General features: G+C 35.5%; 21 protein-coding genes. 5 read left to right on the forward strand and 16 right to left on the reverse strand.

Annotated features, from left to right (window positions below; genetic code table 11):
- Positions 1-18: 18 nt before the first annotated feature.
- Positions 19-921, forward strand: coding sequence for a geranylgeranylglycerol-phosphate geranylgeranyltransferase (locus ACFQ13_RS15800; protein WP_114308456.1), 903 nt, complete (start codon positions 19-21; stop codon positions 919-921).
- Positions 922-1,028: 107 nt separating this feature from the next.
- Positions 1,029-1,865 (forward strand): pseudouridine synthase, encoded by an 837-nt coding sequence (locus ACFQ13_RS15805; protein ID WP_386119058.1) that lies wholly within the window; start codon positions 1,029-1,031, stop codon positions 1,863-1,865.
- A gap of 233 nt (positions 1,866-2,098) precedes the next feature.
- Here the strand turns inward: ACFQ13_RS15805 and ACFQ13_RS15810 are convergent, their stop codons facing one another.
- The 4 genes from ACFQ13_RS15810 to ACFQ13_RS15825 are packed head-to-tail and all read right to left on the reverse strand — an operon-like array spanning position 2,099 to position 6,742.
- Entirely contained in the window at positions 2,099-2,866 is a 768-nt protein-coding gene (locus ACFQ13_RS15810; protein WP_386119061.1) for a hypothetical protein, read from the reverse strand.
- 11 nt (positions 2,867-2,877) lie between these two features.
- Positions 2,878-3,618, reverse strand: a complete 741-nt coding sequence (locus ACFQ13_RS15815) for an MIP/aquaporin family protein (RefSeq protein ID WP_386119064.1) — start codon at positions 3,616-3,618, stop codon at positions 2,878-2,880.
- 35 nt (positions 3,619-3,653) lie between these two features.
- Entirely contained in the window at positions 3,654-5,150 is a 1,497-nt protein-coding gene (glpK, locus tag ACFQ13_RS15820; RefSeq protein ID WP_386119067.1) for a glycerol kinase GlpK, read from the reverse strand.
- 32 nt (positions 5,151-5,182) lie between these two features.
- Complete coding sequence (locus tag ACFQ13_RS15825) at positions 5,183-6,742, reverse strand: glycerol-3-phosphate dehydrogenase/oxidase (RefSeq protein WP_386119069.1); 1,560 nt, start codon at positions 6,740-6,742, stop codon at positions 5,183-5,185.
- A gap of 297 nt (positions 6,743-7,039) precedes the next feature.
- Here ACFQ13_RS15825 and ACFQ13_RS15830 point away from each other — a divergent pair, with 297 nt between their 5' ends.
- Entirely contained in the window at positions 7,040-7,807 is a 768-nt protein-coding gene (locus ACFQ13_RS15830) for a DeoR/GlpR family DNA-binding transcription regulator (protein WP_386119071.1), read from the forward strand.
- Positions 7,808-8,071: 264 nt separating this feature from the next.
- Here ACFQ13_RS15830 and ACFQ13_RS15835 read toward each other — a convergent pair whose 3' ends face one another.
- The 4 genes from ACFQ13_RS15835 to ACFQ13_RS15850 form a co-directional block, all read right to left on the reverse strand.
- Entirely contained in the window at positions 8,072-8,710 is a 639-nt protein-coding gene (locus tag ACFQ13_RS15835; RefSeq protein ID WP_386119073.1) for a T9SS type A sorting domain-containing protein, read from the reverse strand.
- Between the two features lie 256 nt (positions 8,711-8,966).
- Positions 8,967-9,536 (reverse strand): hypothetical protein, encoded by a 570-nt coding sequence (locus tag ACFQ13_RS15840; protein WP_386119076.1) that lies wholly within the window; start codon positions 9,534-9,536, stop codon positions 8,967-8,969.
- A 159-nt stretch (positions 9,537-9,695) separates the two neighbouring features.
- A complete protein-coding gene (locus tag ACFQ13_RS15845; protein ID WP_386119079.1) occupies positions 9,696-10,199 on the reverse strand; it encodes an energy transducer TonB in 504 nt (167 codons plus the stop codon).
- A 99-nt stretch (positions 10,200-10,298) separates the two neighbouring features.
- A complete protein-coding gene (locus ACFQ13_RS15850; protein WP_386119082.1) occupies positions 10,299-10,526 on the reverse strand; it encodes a PLD nuclease N-terminal domain-containing protein in 228 nt (75 codons plus the stop codon).
- A gap of 464 nt (positions 10,527-10,990) precedes the next feature.
- On the opposite strand from ACFQ13_RS15850, the gene ACFQ13_RS15855 reads away from it, so the two are divergent.
- Positions 10,991-11,326, forward strand: coding sequence for a single-stranded DNA-binding protein (locus ACFQ13_RS15855; protein WP_114308465.1), 336 nt, complete (start codon positions 10,991-10,993; stop codon positions 11,324-11,326).
- A 258-nt stretch (positions 11,327-11,584) separates the two neighbouring features.
- Here the strand turns inward: ACFQ13_RS15855 and ACFQ13_RS15860 are convergent, their stop codons facing one another.
- Both ACFQ13_RS15860 and ACFQ13_RS15865 read right to left on the reverse strand, forming a co-directional pair.
- Positions 11,585-13,876, reverse strand: coding sequence for a TonB-dependent receptor family protein (locus tag ACFQ13_RS15860; RefSeq protein ID WP_386119084.1), 2,292 nt, complete (start codon positions 13,874-13,876; stop codon positions 11,585-11,587).
- 100 nt (positions 13,877-13,976) lie between these two features.
- A complete protein-coding gene (locus ACFQ13_RS15865; protein ID WP_386119486.1) occupies positions 13,977-14,768 on the reverse strand; it encodes a DUF2797 domain-containing protein in 792 nt (263 codons plus the stop codon).
- A 52-nt stretch (positions 14,769-14,820) separates the two neighbouring features.
- Here ACFQ13_RS15865 and ACFQ13_RS15870 point away from each other — a divergent pair, with 52 nt between their 5' ends.
- Positions 14,821-16,338 (forward strand): GH3 auxin-responsive promoter family protein, encoded by a 1,518-nt coding sequence (locus ACFQ13_RS15870; RefSeq protein WP_114308467.1) that lies wholly within the window; start codon positions 14,821-14,823, stop codon positions 16,336-16,338.
- 350 nt (positions 16,339-16,688) lie between these two features.
- Here ACFQ13_RS15870 and clpX read toward each other — a convergent pair whose 3' ends face one another.
- From clpX to ACFQ13_RS15900, 6 genes are all read right to left on the reverse strand, one after another.
- Positions 16,689-17,918 carry an ATP-dependent Clp protease ATP-binding subunit ClpX gene (gene clpX, locus ACFQ13_RS15875; protein ID WP_386119087.1) on the reverse strand — a complete coding sequence of 410 codons (1,230 nt, stop codon included), beginning with the start codon at positions 17,916-17,918 and terminating at the stop codon, positions 16,689-16,691.
- An 85-nt stretch (positions 17,919-18,003) separates the two neighbouring features.
- Positions 18,004-18,678 (reverse strand): ClpP family protease, encoded by a 675-nt coding sequence (locus tag ACFQ13_RS15880; protein ID WP_386119090.1) that lies wholly within the window; start codon positions 18,676-18,678, stop codon positions 18,004-18,006.
- 215 nt (positions 18,679-18,893) lie between these two features.
- Positions 18,894-20,216, reverse strand: a complete 1,323-nt coding sequence (gene tig / locus ACFQ13_RS15885; protein ID WP_386119093.1) for a trigger factor — start codon at positions 20,214-20,216, stop codon at positions 18,894-18,896.
- 80 nt (positions 20,217-20,296) lie between these two features.
- Positions 20,297-20,644 carry a phage holin family protein gene (locus ACFQ13_RS15890; RefSeq protein ID WP_114308471.1) on the reverse strand — a complete coding sequence of 116 codons (348 nt, stop codon included), beginning with the start codon at positions 20,642-20,644 and terminating at the stop codon, positions 20,297-20,299.
- A 21-nt stretch (positions 20,645-20,665) separates the two neighbouring features.
- Positions 20,666-21,430 carry an alpha/beta fold hydrolase gene (locus tag ACFQ13_RS15895; RefSeq protein ID WP_386119095.1) on the reverse strand — a complete coding sequence of 255 codons (765 nt, stop codon included), beginning with the start codon at positions 21,428-21,430 and terminating at the stop codon, positions 20,666-20,668.
- 20 nt (positions 21,431-21,450) lie between these two features.
- Positions 21,451-22,164 (reverse strand): pyridoxine 5'-phosphate synthase, encoded by a 714-nt coding sequence (locus tag ACFQ13_RS15900; protein WP_386119097.1) that lies wholly within the window; start codon positions 22,162-22,164, stop codon positions 21,451-21,453.
- Positions 22,165-22,326 lie beyond the last annotated feature (162 nt).

Genomic DNA, 22,326 nt, shown 5'->3' on the forward strand with positions numbered 1-22,326 from the left:
ATATTTCATTAAGACAACATGTTATCAAGACGGCAGAAACACATTTTTCTTAAATTTTTCAGCCTGTTTTCAGTAGTTCGAGGGTATAATGTACTTGTCGTTGTTATTGCCCAGTACTTAGCGGCAGTTTATATTTTTGCACATCATATCCCGGTTAAAAAAGTCCTTTTAGATCTTAATTTACTCATGTTGGTCTTGGCGTCTTCAGCAACTATAGCTTCTGGTTATATTATTAATAATTTCTACGATTCAGAAAAAGATTTAATTAATAAGCCTAGAAAAACAATGCTCGATCGTTTGGTTAGTCAGAATACAAAGCTATCGTTTTACTTCATCTTAAATTTTCTGGCCGTCATTTTTGCGAGTTATGTCTCCTTTAAAGCGGTGATCTTTTTTTCTATTTACATTTTCGCCATTTGGTTTTATTCCCACCGTTTAAAAAAACGACCTATCGTGGGTAATCTCGTCTCTGCAGTGCTTACGGTAACCCCGTTTTTCGTCATTTTTATCTACTATCAAAATTTTGAACCTGTTGTTTTTGCACATGGTGTGTTCTTGTTTTTGTTGATTTCTATGCGCGAACTCACTAAAGATTTAGAGAATATTAAAGGCGATTTGGCCTTAAATTACAGAACGATTCCTGTGGTGTACGGAGAGAAACGTACCAAATTAATGCTAACCATTGTCGGGGTCTTAACCATTGTCTCGGCAGTATTGTTGGTCTTGTTTTTCGACATAGGGCATATGTATTATTTCTTTTATTTGAGTATGGCATTAATTATACTCTACCTCGGAATCTTGTTAATTTCAAATAAAAAACCCCATTATTTAATCCTTCATAATATTTTAAAATTTATCATCGTTACAGGTGTTTTTTCAATACTGCTTATCGATGTTTCTATTGTTTTAAATAGAATTTAGAATGAAGATTGGCCTATTTTTAATATTGTAGGGCATTGGGCTTAAACAACTTTAATAAATAACGGCAAGATGTAAACTATTGTTTACCTTTGCGAAAAATTTAGAACATGAGCAGAAATCAAGGAAGCAAAGGCAAAGGAAAAATTTCAGGAAGAGGAAATGCGAATAGTAAAACAAATAGTTTTGCTAAAGGTAATGCTCCCGTGAAGAAAAAAACAGTGAATAAACCATCTCAATCTGATGAGATTCGTTTAAATAAATATATAGCCAATTCTGGTGTTTGTTCACGTCGTGAGGCGGATGAGAATATAGCACTTGGATTAGTCTCTGTTAATGGCAAGGTAGTCACGGAGATGGGTTATAAAGTAAAACGTAGTGACGAAGTCCGTTACGATGGACAACGTATTACGCCAGAACCTAGTGTTTATGTATTGCTAAATAAGCCAAAAGGTTTTGCGACGACTACAGCGGAAGGGAAAGGTAAAACCGTTATGGATTTGGTAGCCAATGCTACTAGTGCTAGAATTAAGCCTATTGGACGTTTAGGTCGAAATTCTTTAGGGTTATTATTGTTTACTAATGATGATAAAGTGGTGCAGAAATTCACCAATTCTAAAAATGGTGTATCACGATTATTTCAGGTAGAACTTGATAAGAATTTAAAGTTTGAAGATTTAAAAAAGATTCAAGAAGGCTTTAAAGTAGAAGGAAAGTTAATTTCTGTTGAAGAGATTAGTTACATTCAAGGGGAGTCTAAAAACCAAGTGGGTATTAAGATTAAAAATACCGGAAATACTATTTTACGTACTATTTTTGATGAATTACATTACGATATTGTAAGAATCGATTGTGTAGCCATTGGGCATTTAACTAAAAAGGACATTCCTCGTGGACACTGGAAGCATTTAACAGAACAAGAAATTAATACCTTAAAAATGCTTTAAGAGCGTTGTATTCTATTTAAACGTATAGCGTATTAGACATAAGATTAAGGCTTTGTAGCGCGTTATTAAACAAGCTACGAAGCCTTTGTTGTATCTGCAGGTTATGTGTTTATAGAAACTAGTTTTTTTAGTGGTGAGACTATTGAAGCTTGTATTCTATAAAAAAACAAAACCCTAGGATTTGAATTCATTCAAACCATAGGGTTTTATCATACTCATTATAATGAGAGGGTTTAAAACACGTTTACAGCCAATTGTATGCGGGCTAATTTTTGAGAGGGATTCCACATCGTTGTTGCTGAAACAGGTATGCTAATGTCTGAAAATTTAAGTGTTTTTGTAGCGGTAAAACCAACATTTACAAAGTCGAAATTTTGTTCGCCATCACCATAAAGATGGGTGTCGCCATTTAAAGAAAAGGCTGCACCGGCAAACGCATTTAGATTAACTTTTGAATCTGTGATAATAGGGTAAGACGCTTCTACATAAGTTGAGTAACGTTGCTCACGATCTCCATCAGTATCAAATTGCGAATCTGCTGTTCCGTACAATAACACGTCTGCTTCTAAACGTAAAGGAAATGAACCTTGAAACACATACGACGTTCTTAAATCAATTAAGTGGGTTGTGGTATTTTGGTCATAATTCCAGATGTCTGGAGTTTCCACGCTACGGGTATTAAACAAATCCCATAATCCAATAGATAAGCCGTTGTCTGCATATTGCACGTAATAGTTAATCTCTTTATAAGACGTTCCATCACTATCGTTAGAAAAAGCCATTCCGCCCCAAAACCCGGTGGTGAAAGTTCCTGTGTTATTCAATTTAAGTTGTGAAAATACAGCCGCCATTGGTTTATCAGTAATAATTAAGCCTCGCCACAAGTGATTGGTCTTTAGATCTAAATTAAAATCAATTGGACTGTCTTTAAGTTCAGGTTCTTGAGCATAGCTCATTTGCACTGTGATCAGTGCTAAGCAAAGAAATAATAAGTTTTTCATTTGTTGTACAGTTAATTGTTTAAAGCCATGTAAAGAAAAGATGCTATAAGGGCCCCGATAATTGGGCCAACAATAGGAATCCATGAATACGACCAGTCACTAGAGCCTTTAAAAGGAAGGAGACTGTGTACAATTCTTGGTCCTAAATCTCTAGCCGGATTTATAGCATAGCCCGTGGTACCACCAAGTGCTAAACCGATAACCCATACAAGAAATGCCACTGGGATAGCGCCAATAGAACCAAGTCCTATAATGGCATCTGTAGTCCCTTCTATACCTAAGCTAATGCTTGGTCCGGCGATGTAAAAAATCACAAAGATTAATACAAAGGTTCCAATAATTTCACTGGTTAGGTTAGACACGGTATTTCTTATGGCTGGTCCGGTACTGAAACAGGCTAATTTTCCACCTTCATCGTCCGTGATTTTAAAGTGGTCTTTATAGACAACCCATACAAAGAATGCACCCAAAATGGCACCAATTAATTCCCCTGCAATATATTCTGGTACAAGAGACCAAGATATTCCACCGGTAGTCGCTAAAGCTACGGTAACGGCTGGGTTTAAGTGTGCGCCACTATAAGGGCCGGCAACAATAACGCCTAAAAATACACCTAGAGCCCAACTTGTTGTGATTTCAATCCAACCAGAGCCGTGACCTTTAGTGCCTTTTAAAACGGCGTTTGCAACGACACCATTACCACATATTATGAGGATCATGGTGCCTAATATTTCTGCTATTAATATTGACATTTTTATTAAGATTTATAGTTGTTGTTTAGAGTCGTTTATTCTTCAATCCAGTTTTGTGCACATTTCACGGCTTTATGCCAATAGTGAAGCATGTTGTCAACTTTTTCTTGAGGTGCTTTTGGGTAGAATTCTTTTTCTATAACCCATTGCGATTGAATATCATCAATGCTATCCCAGTAGCCTACAGCTAAACCAGCTAAATAGGCAGCGCCCATTACGGTAGTTTCTAAGGTTTGTGGTCTTATGATTTTAAATCCGAATAAATCCGATTGAATCTGCATTAATAAATTACTCGCCGTAGCACCACCATCAACTCTAAGTTCTATACTCTTTTTACCAGAATCGGCTTCCATTGCTTTTACAATATCGTAAACTTGGAAAGCAATACCTTCTAACGTCGCTCTAGCAATATGGGCGTCTGTAGTTCCTCTTGTGATTCCTAACATAGCACCACGTGCATATTGATCCCAATACGGAGCTCCTAAACCAGTTAATGCAGGGACAAAATAAACACCTCCGTTATCTTCAGCCATTTCAGCTAAATGATTAATTCCAGGGGCGGTTCTTACCATTCTAGCACCATCACGTAACCATTGTATAGCAGCACCTCCAACAAATACACTACCTTCTAAAGCGTAAGTTGTTTTCCCGTTTATTTTCCAAGCGACTGTCGTTAGTAAGTTGTTTTTAGAATACACGGCTTCTTCTCCAGTATTCATCAGTAAGAAACATCCTGTTCCGTAGGTGTTTTTTACCATTCCTGGTTTTGTACACATTTGTCCGAATAAAGCAGCTTGTTGATCTCCTGCAATACCAGCAATTGGAATTTTTGTTGAAAACAATGTCGTTGCTGTAGTTCCGTATACTTCACTACTTTCCTTAACGTCAGGAAGCATCGCTTTAGGAATATTGAAAAGGTCTAATAACTCATCATCCCAAGCCATAGTGTGGATGTTAAACAACATGGTTCTACTCGCGTTAGATACGTCGGTGATAAACATTTTTCCTCTAGTAAGTTTCCAGATTAACCATGAATCTACAGTTCCGAAACAAAGTTTTCCAGCTTCAGCCTTTTCTCTTGCGCCTTCAACGTTATCTAGGATCCATTTTAATTTTGTTGCAGAAAAATAGGCGTCAATAACTAAACCTGTTTTTTTCTTGATCATATCTGTATGCCCAGCGTCCTTTAGCTCATCACAGTAACGTGCTGTTCTTCGATCTTGCCAAACGATAGCATTGTGTATAGGTTCACTAGTTTCTCTATCCCAAACTACAACAGTTTCTCTTTGGTTGGTAATTCCTATAGCAGCAATAGATTCTCCGTTAATACCGTGTTGTGCAATAACTTCTGCTGCCACTGAAATTTGTGACGACCAAATGTCATTAGGGTCATGTTCTACCCAACCTGGTTTAGGGAATATTTGTTCAAAAGGTTTTTGAGATACTTTTACGATTTCTCCGCTGTGATTAAACAAAATAGCTCTAGAGGAGGTTGTACCTTGGTCAAGTGCTAAAATTAATTTGTCCTTCATTTTAGTTCGGTTTAGTGATTAGAATTTGTTGTTTATATAATGTAGTTAGACGTTGTTTTGGTGTAATCTGCAACTTGTTGCTTTTGCCAAGCATCGTCTTTGCCTAATTCAGAGGCCATGATTTTTGCGACTTCCGGTGCCATTTTTAGACTTTCTTTAGCATCTAGTAATTGGCAACGTACACGTCTAGCAAGAAAATCTTCAATGTTTAAAGCCATTTCATTTCTTACGGCCCATACCACTTGGGCAGGTATAACTTTCATGGTATCGCTTAATGGAGTGTCCCATCCGTTTTGCTTAGAGAGTTCTACAATAGGCGCCTTGTCGCTTCCGTAAAAATATAAGGGGTCGTTATAATTGGTTATTTCTTTATAACCATGGATTTTTAATTGTTTCGTTTTTGTTGGGATATGTTTCCAATCGTGGTTCTTTTCAGCTTTATCAACAAGATCTTCTCCCATTTTTCTAAAGGTGGTCCATTTTCCTCCAACGATGGTTAATAAGCCTGAGTCTGCTGTATAGATTTTATGAGATCTAGAAATTTCTTTCGTTTTACTACCGTCAGATTTTGGTGCGGCTAACGGACGTAATCCTGCAAATACACTTAAAACATCGCTACGCTTAGGCGCTTTGGTTAAGTAACGACTTGCGGTATTAAGGATAAACCCAATTTCTTCTTCAAGAGCTACAGGTTCTAAAGATTCTTCTTTTAACGGTGTATCTGTTGTTCCTACAATGACTCTGTTATGCCATGGCACTAAGAATAAGACACGACCATCATCGGTTTTTGGAATTGTAATAGCATCATCTCCAGGTAAGAAAGATTTGTCTAACATAAGGTGAACCCCTTGACTTGGTGCAATGGTTTTATCTGCACCCGGTTTATCCATACGTAACACATCATCAGCAAATACGCCGGTAGCATTAACAATTTGCTTTCCTTTTATTTCGAAAGTAGAACCGTCAACTTCATCCTTAGCTTTTACACCAACAACGTTTCCTGCAGTATCTTTTAGTAAGCCGGTTACACCACAATAATTTGCGGCTTCTGCACCCATAGAAACGGCAGTTTGTAGGGCGTTTATTGCCATACGAGAATCATCAAATTGACCGTCGTAATACACAACACCCGCCGAAATTTTATCAGGATTAATAAGCGAAATACGTTTTAAAGTCTTCGATTTTGAAATTCTTTTAGAACGTCCTAAACTTAATTTTCCAGCTAATAAATCATAGAAGGTTAAGCCTACTGTATATAAGATTTCATCAAACAAACCATGAGTAGGTATAATAAAAGACTGTTTTTTAGTGATATGAGGAGCATTTTTAAGCATGAGTCCTCTTTCTACAACGGCTTCTCTTACGAGTCCGACATCACCTTGTGCCAAATACCTTACACCACCATGTAATAACTTGGTTGCTTTACTTGAGGTTGATTTTGTAAAATCAGATTTTTCTAGTAGTGCTACAGAATAGCCTCTTGCAGAAGCCTCAAGTGCAATACCGATCCCGGTGGCGCCACCGCCTATAATTACGAAGTCGTAAGTTTTAGATTCGCTTTTTAGCGCCTTCATCATTTTATTTCTATCCATGACTTGCTATATTAATTAGGGGTTATGGTTTTGTTATGTTTTGTTTCAGAGCATAAAATTACAACAAAACGAAACTTAAAAAAAGTTTTTTATTGTTATTTTCAGTTTTTTTTCAATTCGAAACTAGATTTACGTAATAAATCGATGTGTTTTTTCTCAAATTAGGAATGTGTAGCGCTTGTTTTTTCGAATTTGATAAGGGCTTTGTGAATATAAAAGGGAAAGGTTTCGAAATTATTTAGGGTTTCTATAGGTGTTTGAAGAGGAGAACTATTATTTTTGTATAAAACATAGATTATGGCCCTAAATATCATTGATCGCCACAAACAGATCTTAAAAAAGCTTAAGGCTGACGGGTTTGTAACCGTAAACGACCTCAGTGAGGAGTTTAACGTATCGTTAGTGACTATTAGAAAAGATCTTAAACTTCTCGAAGAAAAAAAATTACTCTTTCGCTCGCACGGAAAAGCCATTCCGGTGAATCCTTATATTACAGAGAACCCTGTACAAATTAAGGAGAAGATTAATGCCACGGAGAAGAATAAGATTGCTATGGCTGCTGTGCAAACCTTAGAGCCGCATGATAGTATTATTATCGCTTCTGGAACTTCTGTTATAGAATTTGCGAGGAATATAAAACCTTTAGAGGGCTTAACGGTGCTATCGGCGTCCTTGAGTACGGCTTTAATTTTAGCGAAAAATAAAGATATTGAAGTAATGCAATTGGGTGGTGTGGTGCGTCCGAGTTCGGCTTCGGTAATTGGACCTATAGGAGAGAAGATGTTGGCGGAATTTACCTTTACTAAATTGTTTTTAGGCGTTGATGGTATCGATTTGGAGTATGGGCTTACAACAACCAATCTCATGGAAGCGTCTTTAAATAAAGCGATGATAAAGGCGGCTCAGAAAATTATTGTTTTGGCTGATGCTTCAAAATTTAATAAAAAAGGCTTTGGTAGAATTTGTGAACTCAATGAAGTGGATCAAATAATTACGGATTCTAATATTGATGCGAAAACGAAAAGTCGTTTAATTGAATTAGGAGTGGAGTTAACCATTGTTTAAAGACTATAGACTGTAAATGTTGTGCTTTGCCTTGTGAGGTGTTCTTGAATGGTTTGAGGTGTTGTGTGTGGTGCGTTAATTTGGCAAATCGTTATTTTTTGTGAATATAAAATAAATGTTTCGTCGCTTTAGACCTATTTTATTCATTTTGTTCGGAAATTTATCTAAAGAACAGGTTTTTACAGTCATTTAGAATAGCTAGTAAAAAAGTACAGTACATTAGTTCAGTTAATAAACAAGTATTACACGTGTTGTCATATTTTGTTATTTTTTAATCAGTTTTTTATAAAACACTTTATTGTCAGTTTCGACTGCAATAAAATAGACACCTTGATTTAAGTAAGAAATGTCAAATTCAATAGTTTCGCTATGAAAATTATCTAATCTTATTATGGCCCTACCAAAGCTATCTAATACGTAAATTCGTTTGAAGAAAACTTTCTCAACTTTTAAATTGACTATTGTTGATGCAGGGTTAGGAAATATAATAAAACTTTCCTTTTCTAAATCTTCAAAATCCTGGGTTGATAAAGAGTTGTATTCCGCACTAATTGAATCAGTGTCTGTCACGACAGTTGAATCACATGTTGTTGAACCCAGTGAAGATACCATGACATCAATATTAATCGTGTAATCACCACTATGAGTTAGTGGGATAAAAAAATCATTATCTTCTTGGTGATACGCCAAGGTGCCTTCATCTCTGAAACAAATTGAAAGATTTATGATATTATTTTCTATTGAAAAATCACTGCTTAATAAACTAAATCCTTGCTCCCAAAAAGTTTCAACATTTACATTTAAACCTCCTGTAATTGGCGAGGCAGAAGAGCTCGCTATATCTATTGCAAATGAGGGTAAAGAAACTAACCATAGAAATAGAGGAAGTAGTAATTTTTTCATTTTTCAAATACTGCATTGTGTACAATTAACCAAAGTATAAAAGTCATTGTATTTGGCTAGAGTATCCGTTATCAATTCAGGTTACTAAAATTGCTATTTTGACACTGAGTAATGCTTTACTACGTGTTTGTGTATGGTTAGTTGCGTGGTTAGGCAACTAAGTTAGCAAATAAATCACAGATAGAATATTCCGCAGGAATGTTCGTAAGTCGGCGATGATCAAGCAATTAATTATACATGGTGTTGTAGCCCGTTTTTAATCTTTTACTCCTTTTGGTTTTGTGATTTTTATCTCAGAAATGTCTTTAATTTTTTCAATAGTTTGAATTCCATTTTCATCTATTGTTTTTTTAATATAATTTCCATTTTCATCCTTTTCGATAATCTCCTTGGAACCATTTTTAAAAGTTCTTTCTCTTTTTTCTAAACTACCATCATTTTTAAAAGAGACTGATTCTGAAGTTAGTATCGAGTTGTTGAATTTCTCTAACTCTTCAGTAGTTTTGAAATTCAAACTGTTTTCTGGTTTAAGAGTTTCATCAAACTTCCAATTATCACCTAATACAGAGGTCAATTCTAGTGCAATTCGAGTTTTTTTAATGTCATATTCTTTGTTTTTAGTTTTTGAGAATATTCCTTCAATTTGCTCTTTTGTTAGTTTTTCTTTCGTTTTATTAAATGTAATTTTTAAACTATCATTTTCTTTCAATAAAGTTTTGACAAATTCGGTTGGAATATATTTGATACTATCAAGTTCTTTTTGTTGAGAAAAAGAAAAGTTTGAAAATCCTAAAGAAAGAATTATTATAAAAATTATTTTGTTCATTCGTATTTTGTTTTAATTGGCTACAACGTGTTTATATATGATTTGTTGCGTGTTTTAAGCACTGAATTTAGTAAATAAAAACCGAATAGAAAATCCGCGAGGATTTTCGTAAGTAGGCTAGAACTAGCAATAAATTATATATGTTGTTGTGCATAGTTTTTATTCTTCAGCCACAAATTTGAATGGTAGAAGAAATTTTACTTTCACTTTTTTATTATTTTCTATTTCCGCTGGTTTCCAGTCAGGAATTTTAGATATTACTTTGTAACAAGCAGTATCGTAATCTTTTCTCAAACCTTCTATTATTTCGATATCAACTACTTTTCCGATTGTGTCAACTACAAAAGTCGATTTGACTTTTCCATTTATGTATTCCGTAAATCCTTGATGAAATTTATAATTCCGTTGTATAAATTTAGTCAGCGAATCAAGTCCGCCCGGAAATTCAGGCATTTTCTTTAAACTTGAAAAATTTATTTGTTCGTCATTTTCGTCCAAAAGTTGGTATTCCAAGTTCAGCGAATTTTGAGTTCCTACTTTTTTAAATTCCGATTGAGTGATTTTGTTTTCAGATTCAGAATTATTTTCCGTTTTTGTATTTTCCGAATTCTTACAAGAAATCAGAAGTGAAATTGTCAGTATAATTCCTATTATTTTCTTCAATTCGAGATTTTTCTTAAATTATGCACAACATCCTAATATAAGCAATAAGACCTCGATATAATATTGAAAGACCCAGTGTTAATTAAAGGAATGAGGTTATTAAGACTTTGAGCTTAATTTTTGTTTTCTTCCAATAAAGAAATAGAGTAGTACGCCTAAAAAATTTGCTAAGAGGACAACCAAGGTCCATACAATTTTGTTATTGCCTTTAAATTCATGTTTTAAAATATCAATAAGAGCGATAACCATAGGGATGACTCCTAAGCCAAGGGTGATTAATATTAGAATGAGTTGCCATGGTCCGATCATTAAGAAGTGATTTGTCATTGTGAATAGTTTTTAGGCCTTAAAAGTCTTAGGCTTAGTGATAATGGAGACTAATGTAAGAAAATTTAAATAAAATAACGAAAGGAGGTCAACTTCCTGATCATTTTATATGACGTAGAGGGTGAGGAGATTAGGTGTTACCCTTAGGTTTCTCTTGCATTTATTTGGGCATGTTGCCTTGATGATGCACTGGATTTTTATGGCAAATCGTTAAGCGTAAGCGCTATAAAAGGATTTAAATACGATAATTATAGAATTTAGTTTAAGAATGTGGAATGGTAACAAATTGTTGATAAAGTCAGTAATAATAGGTCTTTAGTTATTTACAAACGATTACAAGTAATTACAAATGGATGTAAATATGTAAATACCGAATGTTCCTTGTGAAGCTCTAGATCTTTGTAGTGTAGAATCGGAAGTGGTTCTAAAAACATAATCTGTTAAATCATTAAAACTTAGAAATTATGAACACGTTAAGAAACAAAGTACAGTTAATTGGGAACTTAGGAAACGATCCAGAAATTACAAATTTTGAATCTGGTAAAATGCTAGCGAAATTTACTTTAGCCACCAATGAAAGTTATAAAAATGCTAAAGGAGAGAAAGTTGTAGACACGCAATGGCACAATGTTGTGGCCTGGGGCAAAACAGCACAAATTTTAGAAAAATACGTTACTAAAGGAAAAGAAGTCGCTATTGAAGGAAAATTAACATCGCGCTCATGGGAGGATAAAGATGGGATTAAACGCTACATTACAGAAGTGGTGTGTAATGAGCTTTTAATGTTAGGGAAGTCCTAATCTTAAAAGCCTATGGGTAAAAGAAAACTGTCGTTCCGATGGTTTTTTTTTATGTCTAATACGGTTTATAATGTTTTTTTAATCTTGAATTAATCTACGGCTAAAGTGGTCATAGGTCTCAAAATTAGACCCATGCTGTTGAAAGCCTTAATGAGATCTCATTTCTAAAAGGCGGTGGAGGACATTGTATCGCGTTGTAAGTTTGGCTGTGATTTTAGATTGTGCTTTGGTATAAGACGCTGCTATGGTGTCCTAGCATTATAATTTATAACGCAGTTTGAAACCACTGTACCAATGTCTCGGCATTCCTGGGTAATAGTAGCGTGGTTCTGCGTCTCCAAAGCCAACAGCATTAATGAGTATGGACGAGGCATAATGTGCTGAAGTTATATTGTTGAGTCCGAAATAGAGGTCTAAAGCAAGCTGTTTGCTGAGGTTGTTGTTGTAGCTTAATTTTGAATTTAGAACCGTGTAAGGGGCTGTATAAAGTGTGTTAGCATCATTCATGGGCATGGTGCCAACATGTAAACCGTTGGTGTTAAGTTGAATGTTTTTATAACGAATAACACATCCGGCATTCATTTTAAATGTAGGAACTCCCGTAAGGGCATTGCCCGAAAAGTTAGAGTCGTTATCTACAAATTCAACAAATTTATGGTCGTTAAGTTCGGTGTTTACATAGGGGGAAAGGCTAAAGTTGGCGTTGAGCTGATGTTGTGATGATAGCGCTAATTCTAGTCCTTTGTGCTGGGTTTTTCCTGCATTGCGACCAATGTATTGATCTTCTCCAACCCGATCTGCAACAAGTAAATTGTCAATATCTAAAATATAGGCGGCGATGTCTAATTTTACATGGCGTTTAAAGAAAAAGATCTGGCTACCAAGCTCATAATTTATGCCGGTTTCAGGACCTAAATCAGGGTTAATGAGGCCTTCTGGGGTTAAGGTTTCTTCTATGCTAGGGTAGTTAAATCCCCGACTAATACTGAGGTAGGTTTTTAGGTTTGTAGAAAATTGATAGGCAAGATTCAGGCTTGGGGCCACAATGGTTTCAAAATTACGATTAGCGTTTTTATTCAGAGTTCCGGAATTAAAATGATCTCTAAATCTGTAGTTGGTGTTGTTTATATTTAAACCTATTTGGGCGCTAAACTGCGGTGTAAAAGGAAGGGTTGTAGATGCAAAAAGGTTCAGGTTTTGTCTGTATTCTACATTGTCACTTAGAACTTGGCCTTCAAGACTTCCGTTGTTGCCATTAGTCTCGTAGAGGTTTTCTAAAGTGTGCCAACGGTATGCATCGCTATAAATTTCGCCTCCAAAATAGAGATGGGCCGATTGGTTTAAGAATGTAAAATCTTTTTCAAACAAACTTCTTGCCCCGTAACCGTGTGTGTATTCCTCTAAAATATTAAAAGGCCGTGGTTCGTAATGGTCTAAATAACTATAAAATACGGATGAGGTATTGCTGAAATTTTCTGAAAAGTGATGGGTGTAATTCAGTCCAATTAAAGTGTACTTATTGGTTTCATAGCCTTGGGCAGTCTTCCAAGTGTAAGCGGCTTGGCTAGGGTCGTTATCAAAGTCTGTTCTACTAATAGAGCTGGCTATTTGGGCATCATAATCGATGTGGTTAATAAGTAGCCCTAGACGGCTTTTTTCATTTAATTTATAATTTGCCTGAAGGAAAGCGGCTTTTCGGTTGTAGTCACTGTTCTCTCGAAATCCATCTGTTTTTAAATAATTATAATTGAAACTCAACTCTAACTCATCATCGGCGGTAGCAAAGTTAAAACTGTTTTTAATCAGTCCGAAACTTCCTAAACTAAGCGCATTTTTTAATTGTGTGGTTCCTTTTTCAGCATGTTGGGTGTTAAGCAATAATGTGCCCCCTAAATTAGTGCCATAAGTGCTGGCTTTTGGGCCTTTAATAAGGGTTATGCTATGTAGGTTTTCAGCATCAAAAGCATCTATGGTGGTGCTCCCTGTGCCATTCGTAATCGGGATTCCGTTATAATACGCACGTATTTTATTTGTGCCATAGAGGGTTCTAGAGCCTACACCTCTAATGACTATTCTGTTGGTATTTAAAGCGCCATTTTGGATATAGACTCCAGGAGTTTCATTAATGGCACTTACCAAATCAATGGGGCTATAGCGTTCTAAATTTTCAGCATTTAAAGTTGTGGTAACGGCAAGGAGTTTCTGTTTATTTTCTGAACTAAAGGAAAGGTTTACGGGCGCCAAGTTCTGAACCTGTTCTAAAGGCTGAAGCTGAAATGTAACGTTAGTGCGTTTAAAAATGACACTCTTTTGCTGATACTCCGGATGACGTAGTGTAAGTTCTACGGGCGGTTTGATAGTATTTGGTAGTACAAATACACCTTTGGCATTTGTTTTGGAAATAATGTTAGGACCAAGATGAACCTCAACGCCTACAATGGGCGTTGCGGTTGCTGTCTGTACGTGGCCGTATAAGGTTTGGGCTTCTAAACCATAAATAGCAAAACTGATGTAAAATAAGAGCAGTGTTTTAAATAAAGTAACATACATAAGGTTCTAAATATGGCGTTTTGCTATTAAATATAAGCATTAAAATAGCGCGATTTAAAACGAAATGGTCTAAAATACCGACCGATAGTAGATTTAAAATTTAAACATCCAATTCTACAACCTTACCTTCATTAGCACGAATGTTAAACACGGTCTGATCTTCAAAAATGAGGTATTGTCCTTTTATGCCTACTAATTTTCCGGAGTATTCTGGAGTTTTAGTAAGGTTAAGACTTTTTAATTTTGTTGGATATTGCTCTACCGGAAAATTAATATGGGTTTCCGTATTATTTTCAATAAAATAAGGCAGGGCTTCTTCAGGAATATAAGTTTTTAGTTTTTGCTTCCATTCTAATAAATCTTCATCCTTAATATCGTTTTTTAACATGGTACGCCAATTGGTTTTATCGGCCACATAATCTTTTAACGCCACTTCGGTAATTCCTGCTAAATAACGGTTAGGAACTTCAACTATTTCTAGAGCTTCATGTGCCCCTTGGTCAATCCATCGGGTGGGCACTTGGGTTTTACGCGTAACACCTACTTTAACATTACTAGAGTTTGCTAAATAAACAATATGAGGTTGTAGCTGTACGCGTTTTTCGTATTCTAAGTCCCGATCTTCCTGATCTAAATGGGCCGTACTTAATTCTGGACGCATAATCCAATCGCCAGCCATAGGCTTATCAAAAAAACAAGATTTACAAAAGCCTTGTCTGTAAATAGGACGATCTAAGCCACAGCTTAAGCATTGATGCCCAATGAGCTTTATACTGATGGTTTTATTGAGTAATTGATTTACGTGGATAAAGTCGTTCTTAAAGACCAGATAATATTGAATTGGCTCTGAAAATTCGGTTTGCATTTTTGTGAGAACTCCTGAGTAAACCATAAAAGAATTTAGTATTTTTAGCATTAATTAATAGCGTAAAGATAGCCAATCCATGCCAATTCCTATTGTAAATTCTATTGCGTCTTGGTTTTTAAAAAAACGGTTTCATCAAATTGAATTGTTTTTAAAATACCCAAACGAAGTTCAGAATGAATTACTTTTTAGTTTATTAAAAATCGCAAAAGATACAGAGCTTGGTAAGCAATATGATTTTGAATCTATTAAGAGCTATCGCGAATTTAATGAACGGGTGCCTGTTGTAAATTACGAAGGTTTTCATCCCTTAATTGAGCGCTCTCGTAATGGCGAACAAAATATCTTCTGGCCTAGACCTATTAAATGGTTTGCCAAATCTAGTGGGACGACTAATGCCCAAAGTAAATTTATTCCTGTAAGTTTTGAGTCGCTTGAAGATTGTCATTATGCCGCCAGTAAAGATTTACTGTGCATGTATTTAAATAACAATGAAGATGCACAATTGTTTACAGGTAAAAGCTTGCGTTTAGGGGGAAGTAAGGAGCTTTACAAAGAGAAAGGAACCGTTTTTGGAGATTTAAGCGCTATTCTTATTGATAATATGCCGTTTTGGGCGGAATTTAGTAGTACGCCGAGCAGTAGAGTGTCGCTTATGAGCGATTGGGAGACTAAAATGCAGGCTATTGTTGAAGAAACCATTGAAGAAAATGTGACGAGCTTAGCCGGTGTGCCGTCTTGGATGTTGGTGTTGCTTAATAATGTGCTCGATAAAACTGGGAAAGATAGTATTTTCGATATCTGGCCTAATCTTGAAGTTTACTTTCATGGAGGGGTTAGTTTTAACCCTTATGTAGAGCAGTATAAAGCTATTTTACCGTCCGATAAATTTAGATATTACGAAATTTATAATGCTTCTGAAGGCTTTTTTGCCATTCAAGATCAGAATAATTCTAGCGATTTATTACTGATGCTAGACTATGGGATTTTCTATGAATTTATTCCTATGGATGCTTATGGTACGGAGGCTCAAAAAATAATTCCGCTAAGTGAGGTAGAGTTGAATACCAATTATGCTGTGGTGATTACCACCAACGCCGGATTGTGGCGTTATAAAATAGGAGATACCATTCGGTTTGTGAGTTTACGTCCGCATAGAATTAGAGTTTCTGGGCGTACCAAACATCATATTAATGCCTTTGGTGAAGAACTTATTATAGAAAATGCAGAGGAAGCATTTAAACGGGTTTGTAAACGAACGGCTTCGGAAATTGTAGATTATACGGCAGCACCTATTTTTATGGATGGTAAAGAAAAGGGGGCGCACGAGTGGATTATTGAGTTTAAAACCCCACCGAGCAATATGCCTTATTTTGAAGAGCTTTTTGATAATGCTTTAAAGTCTTTAAATTCGGATTATGAGGCCAAGCGCTTTAATAATATGACCTTAAATAAACCTAAAATTCACAGTGCTAGACCAAATTTATTTTACGATTGGTTAAAGCAGAATAATAAATTGGGTGGACAACATAAAGTACCGCGCTTGTCTAATTCACGCGTCTATGTTGAAGAATTATTGGCTATTAATCGTGTATAGCGCTTTGTGTTAAAGCAAGGCTTATTAAAGGGGGGGTCTGTGGTCTTCAGCGCAATCCGTTTCGCTATACCTTACTGATTGATGCTGTTGGTCCTTAATCGGTTTAAAAAGTATAAGCACACCTTATAACGATATTCTTAAGAGTTTTATCTAAAAGATAGAGTAAAAATTTTCTTACTTAATAATTGCTTATATATTCGTAACGCACTGCGGTGCAATTATGATAACATTGTTTAAGACCACGTAAGATTTTGGCACGCAATATTTATTAATTAATCATTCCCTAAACACTAAAAAGCCACAACTTCTAAAAAGAAATTGTGGCTTTTTTATTTGTAGTATATCTTGACTTAAGAAACGGCTTTCAGTTTTTTAAGTGTAGATTTATTTAAACGATCTTCAGCATAGGCTCTGGTCACATTTAATTTTGTCTCTTCAGAACTAGGAAGGTCAAACATGGCTTCGGTTAAAATCTCTTCACAAAGCGATCTTAAACCACGAGCTCCTAATTTATATTCAATAGCTTTATCTACAATATAATCTAAAGCTCCATCTGTAATGGTAAATTCAACCTCATCCATTTCAAACAACTTCTTATACTGTTTGATGATGGCATTTTTAGGTTGCGTTAAAATAGAACGTAGCGTTTTAGCATCTAAAGGATCCATGTATGTTAATACAGGAAGACGTCCAATAATTTCAGGAATCAATCCGAAGTCTTTAAGATCTTTAGGGATAATATATTGAAGGATATTGTCTTTATCAACAACATCGGTCTTCATAGCGCTATATCCAATAGCTTGCATATTAAGACGTTTTGTAATAACACGTTCAATACCATCAAAAGCACCACCGGCAATAAATAAGATATTCTCTGTATTAACTTCAATAAATTTTTGATCAGGGTGTTTACGTCCGCCTTTTGGTGGAACATTAACCACGGTTCCTTCTAATAATTTTAATAAAGCTTGCTGAACGCCTTCACCAGAAACATCTCTTGTAATAGAAGGGTTATCACTTTTACGTGCAATTTTATCAATCTCATCTATAAAAACAATACCGCGTTCGGCCTTTTCAAGGTTGTAATCTGCGGCTTGTAATAAGCGGGTTAAAATACTTTCTACATCTTCACCTACGTAACCAGCTTCTGTTAATACCGTGGCATCAACTATAGCTAAAGGTACATTTAACATTTTAGCAATGGTCTTAGCCATTAATGTTTTACCTGTACCGGTTTGCCCAACCATAATGATATTACTCTTTTGAATTTCAATATCATCTTCAGAAGGGGGCTGTAATAAACGTTTGTAATGATTGTAAACTGCAACAGACATCACACGTTTGGTGTTGTCTTGTCCTATAATATACTCATCTAAAAAACCTTTAATTTCTTTCGGTTTTTTAAGCATAAGTTCTGCGCTTAAATCTGAATTCCCTGATTGTTTAGATTCTTCAACAACAATCCCATGGGCTTGCTCTATACAGCGATCACAGATATGAGCATCTAAACCTGCAATGAGCAAGCTTGTTTCCGGCTTTTTCCTACCACAAAATGAACATTCTAATTCTTCCTTTGCCATCTTAATATTAGTTTAAGCTTGAAGCAGATGCGCTTCAAGCTTATTAATTTTTAGTTTATAAAATTTTAGTCGAAAGTAATGGGGATTACTTGCGCTCTAAAATTTCATCAATCATTCCGTAATCTAAAGCTTCTTGAGAGCGCATCCAGTAATCTCTATCAGAGTCTTTTTCAACCTGCTCAATAGATTTTCCGGAGTGATTAGCAATAATTGTATATAATTCTTCTTTAACTCTTATCGTTTCTTTTAAAGCAATCTGCATATCGCTTAACTGCCCTTGTGTTCCACTACTTACTTGGTGAATCATTACACGAGAGTGCTTTAAGGCAGAACGCTTTCCTTTTTCTCCAGCACATAATAATACGGCTGCCATAGACGCTGCAATACCTGTACAGATTGTAGCGACATCTGGTTTTACAAATTGCATTGTATCGTAAATTCCTAAACCAGCATATACACTTCCTCCTGGAGAATTGATATAAATCTGAATATCTTTAGAAGCATCTACACTTTGTAAGAATAATAATTGAGCTTGTATAATGTTAGCAACTTGGTCATTGACACCTGTTCCTAAAAAGATAATACGATCCATCATTAAACGCGAAAACACATCCATTGCTACGGCATTCATCTGACGTTCTTCAATAATGTTTGGCGTTAAGTTGGTTGGATTCATACTTGTAATTATTTTTTGGTAATAATTACTGTTGATTCCTTGATCTTTAGTGGCGAATTTTTCAAATTCTTTTCCGTAATCCATATAAATTCTAAGGCTTTAAATTAATGATAATTGTTGTTCTGTTTAGACGCTAAACTATTTTCAACGCCACACTATTTCAACGAAAAAATAGTATTAAAAAAAGCGTAAAACTAGACTAGTTTTACGCCTTAAAGATACTAATAATTTTTAGCTTACCGTTTTCACGGTAATGACATTTTAAACATTTAAGATTTTGTTTAAAATTGAAATAAAAATTAGCTATAGAATTCTTTTACGAAATCATCATAAGTGATTTCTTTAGTTTCTGTGTTAGCTTCAGCTTTATATAAGTTAAGTAATTTCTGGCTCATTAACTGCTCAGAGATACGCTTTACTTCATCTTGGTTTCCTAAGATACGTGCTGCAATGTCTTCTAACTCTTTATCAGAAGGATTCATTTGACCAAATTGAGCCATCTGTCCTTTAATCATTTCCATTGCAAATGATTTCAATTCTTCAAACTGAACTTGTAAGTCGTGCTTCTGAATTAATTTACCTTCAATAAGTTGGTAACGCATGCTTTTTTCAGACTTTTCATACTCTTCTTTAGCTTGCTCTTCAGTCATCACTTCTTCACCTGCCGTTTGCATCCATTTTTGTAAGAATGCCGATGGAAGATCGAATTTTGTGTTCTCTACTAAGCTTTCAGTAACGTCGTTTAATAACTTTTGGTCACCTTGTTGCTTAAATTGCTTTTCAGAATCTTCTTTGATTTTATCTTTTAATTCCGTTACAGAAGTTACTTTTCCTTCTCCGAATAATTTATCAAATAATTCTTGGTCTAAATCAGCTAGTTCACGTTCGTTGATCTCAGTAATTGTAAAGTTAACTTCGATTTCTAAACCGTGAGCATCATCATGAGGTACTTTTAAGAAGGTCATTAAATCATGATCGTCATTAAAAAGTCCTTTTGTTTTTAAAGTGATAACGTCTCCAACTTTTGCTCCGATAAATTTCTTAGGATTTGTTTTTCCTTTTAATTTATCTAAAGTAAGGGTTACGGTATTATCAATTTCTTTTTCCTCGTTAGTAAAAGTACCTGTAACTTCTGAAGTTTCAGTAACCTCTTCTTGAGAAACGATTTTACCATATTGTTTTTGGATGTGTGCAATCTGATCTTCGATCATTTTGTCATCCGCTACAATATTATAGTGTGTGATTGGTTCTTTGCTTTTTAACTCTACTTCAAATTCTGGAGCTAAACCTAATTCAAACTCAAAGGTAAATGCTTCAGCATCCCAGTTTAAATCATCTTGAGCTTTTGGTAAAGGGTTTCCTAAAACATCTAGTTTTTCTTCAACTAAATATTTTCCAAGAGCATCTTGTAATAATTTATTTACTTCATCAACCAATACGGCTTTACCATATTGCTTTTTTACCATTCCCATTGGTACATGACCTTTTCTAAAACCAGGAATGTTTGCAGACTTACGGTAATCCGTTAAAATTTTCTCTACTTTATCGCTATAATCTTCTTTAGCGATATCCACTTTCACAACTGCATTTAATGCATCGATGTTTTCTCTTGTAATGTTCATTCTTATTGAAACTAAAATTGGGCTGCAAAAATACAATATTTTTTGCAACCCAACAACAGTTTTAAATGTTTGGCTTTAAGCTACTTTTTATCTTCTTTTAGGAACGATTGTAATAAAGATTGTAAAATAGATAAGAGTATGCTAAAGAGTAGAGCCGTCCAGAAACTAGAGACGCCAAAACCGTCAACAAGTTTATCGGCTATTAAAATGATCACGGCGTTAATAACTAATAAGAATAGGCCTAAGGTAAAAAGCGTAGCAGGTAAGGTGAAAATAACTAGGATAGGTTTTACCAATAGGTTGAGAATTGCCAAGACGAGCGCAACAATAATGGCACCGACATAACCGTCTACAGTGACCCCATTAAGGATGTTAGCAATGACAAAAACGGCTAATGCATTTAGTAAAAGTCTTAAAATGAGATTCATAATAGTGTTGTTTTTATGGTGTTAAGCGATAAATTGCATGACGGCGGCATAGAAATCTTTTGGGTTTTCAGCATGTAGCCAGTGTCCGGCATTAGCAATGGTAATTATATTTGAATTGGGAAAATGACGCTGTATTAAAGCCTCATCCGTTTGCCCTATGTACTCAGAACGATCACCTCTTAAAAATAAAGTTGCTTTATCAAAAGTAGCGTGTGTTGGGAAGGCTTCCCCTACTTCAGCAACATTAGCTTTTAAGACCTCTAGGTTAATGCGTAAGCCTAATTGGCCTTTCTCTACCCAATATAAATTTTTAAGTAAAAACATTCGGGTTCCGGCATCATCCACATATTCACTTAAAGCTTTATCGGCTTGGCCGCGCGTTTTAAGGCTGGTAAAGTCTAACGCACTTAAGCCCTCTAAAATGGCATCATGATGCACCGGATAAAAACGTGGTGAGATATCGGCGATAATTAAGTTTTTTACCAATTCTGGATATTTAGAGGCAAAAAGCATAGCGGTTTTTCCACCCATAGAATGGCCTAATAAAACAATATCCTTAAGCTCATGGCTGTCGCAATAGGCTTTTAAATCTTCGGCTAAAATATCATAATTAAAGTCCTCGGAGTGAAAACTACGGCCGTGGTTACGCTGATCTACAAGGTGGACCTCATAATCAGATTCTGAAAACTGCTTGGCTAAAGTTTTCCAATTGTCTCCCATTCCTAGAAAACCATGAAGGATAATAAAGGGTTGCCCTTCGCCTATAATATTAGAGTGTAATGTCATTGTTTGTGGTCTTTTGTGGTTTATTTTAGTTTCTCTAAATAAGAACTAATCACCTTTTCAACGCCCATATATAAGCTTTCAGCAATAAGGGCGTGCCCAATAGAGACTTCTTGTAAACCAGGAATATTTTCTTTAAAAAACTGTATGTTTTGTAAGGATAAATCATGGCCTGCATTGATTCCTAACTGTAAGGTGTTGGCTAGACCAGCACATTCCATATACGCATTAATGGCCTCTTTATTACCTAAGCCATATTGGTGTGCAAAGGCTTCTGTGTAAAGTTCTATGCGGTCTGTACCTGTGGCTTTGGCACCTTCAATTTGATGCAAATCAGGGTCTACAAATATTGATGTTCTAATTCCGTTAGACTTAAAGGTTTGAATGACCTCGGTTAAAAAATCCTTGTGTTTTACAGTGTCCCAACCTGCGTTAGACGTAATGGCATCTGTAGCGTCTGGAACTAAAGTCACTTGTGTTGGTTTAATGGCTAAAACCAAATCCATAAATTTAGGAATAGGATTCCCTTCAATATTATACTCGGTGTAGACTTCCGATTTTAAATCGTAAGCATCTTGGTAACGGATGTGTCTTTCATCGGGTCTAGGGTGTATGGTAATACCTTCTGCACCGTAACTTTGAACGTCTTTAGCAAATTGAATGAGGTTTGGGACATCGCCTCCGCGACTATTTCTTAATGTCGCAATTTTATTGATATTAACACTTAACTTAGTCATCTGTATCTTAATTTATCTTACAAAAATACAGAACTCCGCTTTAGTTTTAATTTTTAAGAGAAAAGATTCAGTAAGCCTTAGGTTCTTTTTGTTGCTTTTTTACATTTTTAGAGGAAATAGGGATGTGAGTTCTCCTACCTTTGAAGGCCGTATTGTGGTTAT

Source organism: Winogradskyella rapida, assembly GCF_042675845.1.
Classification (GTDB): Bacteria; Bacteroidota; Bacteroidia; order Flavobacteriales; family Flavobacteriaceae; genus Winogradskyella; species Winogradskyella rapida.

Coding starts and splice junctions, on each gene's coding strand:
- ACFQ13_RS15800 (WP_114308456.1), top strand. CDS start 19: ATGTTATCAAGACGGCAGAAACACATTTTTCTTAAATTTTTCAGCCTG.
- ACFQ13_RS15805 (WP_386119058.1), top strand. CDS start 1,029: ATGAGCAGAAATCAAGGAAGCAAAGGCAAAGGAAAAATTTCAGGAAGA.
- ACFQ13_RS15810 (WP_386119061.1), bottom strand. CDS start 2,866: ATGAAAAACTTATTATTTCTTTGCTTAGCACTGATCACAGTGCAAATG.
- ACFQ13_RS15815 (WP_386119064.1), bottom strand. CDS start 3,618: ATGTCAATATTAATAGCAGAAATATTAGGCACCATGATCCTCATAATA.
- glpK (WP_386119067.1), bottom strand. CDS start 5,150: ATGAAGGACAAATTAATTTTAGCACTTGACCAAGGTACAACCTCCTCT.
- ACFQ13_RS15825 (WP_386119069.1), bottom strand. CDS start 6,742: ATGGATAGAAATAAAATGATGAAGGCGCTAAAAAGCGAATCTAAAACT.
- ACFQ13_RS15830 (WP_386119071.1), top strand. CDS start 7,040: ATGGCCCTAAATATCATTGATCGCCACAAACAGATCTTAAAAAAGCTT.
- ACFQ13_RS15835 (WP_386119073.1), bottom strand. CDS start 8,710: ATGAAAAAATTACTACTTCCTCTATTTCTATGGTTAGTTTCTTTACCC.
- ACFQ13_RS15840 (WP_386119076.1), bottom strand. CDS start 9,536: ATGAACAAAATAATTTTTATAATAATTCTTTCTTTAGGATTTTCAAAC.
- ACFQ13_RS15850 (WP_386119082.1), bottom strand. CDS start 10,526: ATGACAAATCACTTCTTAATGATCGGACCATGGCAACTCATTCTAATA.
- ACFQ13_RS15855 (WP_114308465.1), top strand. CDS start 10,991: ATGAACACGTTAAGAAACAAAGTACAGTTAATTGGGAACTTAGGAAAC.
- ACFQ13_RS15860 (WP_386119084.1), bottom strand. CDS start 13,876: ATGTATGTTACTTTATTTAAAACACTGCTCTTATTTTACATCAGTTTT.
- ACFQ13_RS15865 (WP_386119486.1), bottom strand. CDS start 14,768: ATGGTTTACTCAGGAGTTCTCACAAAAATGCAAACCGAATTTTCAGAG.
- ACFQ13_RS15870 (WP_114308467.1), top strand. CDS start 14,821: ATGCCAATTCCTATTGTAAATTCTATTGCGTCTTGGTTTTTAAAAAAA.
- clpX (WP_386119087.1), bottom strand. CDS start 17,918: ATGGCAAAGGAAGAATTAGAATGTTCATTTTGTGGTAGGAAAAAGCCG.
- ACFQ13_RS15880 (WP_386119090.1), bottom strand. CDS start 18,678: ATGGATTACGGAAAAGAATTTGAAAAATTCGCCACTAAAGATCAAGGA.
- tig (WP_386119093.1), bottom strand. CDS start 20,216: ATGAACATTACAAGAGAAAACATCGATGCATTAAATGCAGTTGTGAAA.
- ACFQ13_RS15890 (WP_114308471.1), bottom strand. CDS start 20,644: ATGAATCTCATTTTAAGACTTTTACTAAATGCATTAGCCGTTTTTGTC.
- ACFQ13_RS15895 (WP_386119095.1), bottom strand. CDS start 21,430: ATGACATTACACTCTAATATTATAGGCGAAGGGCAACCCTTTATTATC.
- ACFQ13_RS15900 (WP_386119097.1), bottom strand. CDS start 22,164: ATGACTAAGTTAAGTGTTAATATCAATAAAATTGCGACATTAAGAAAT.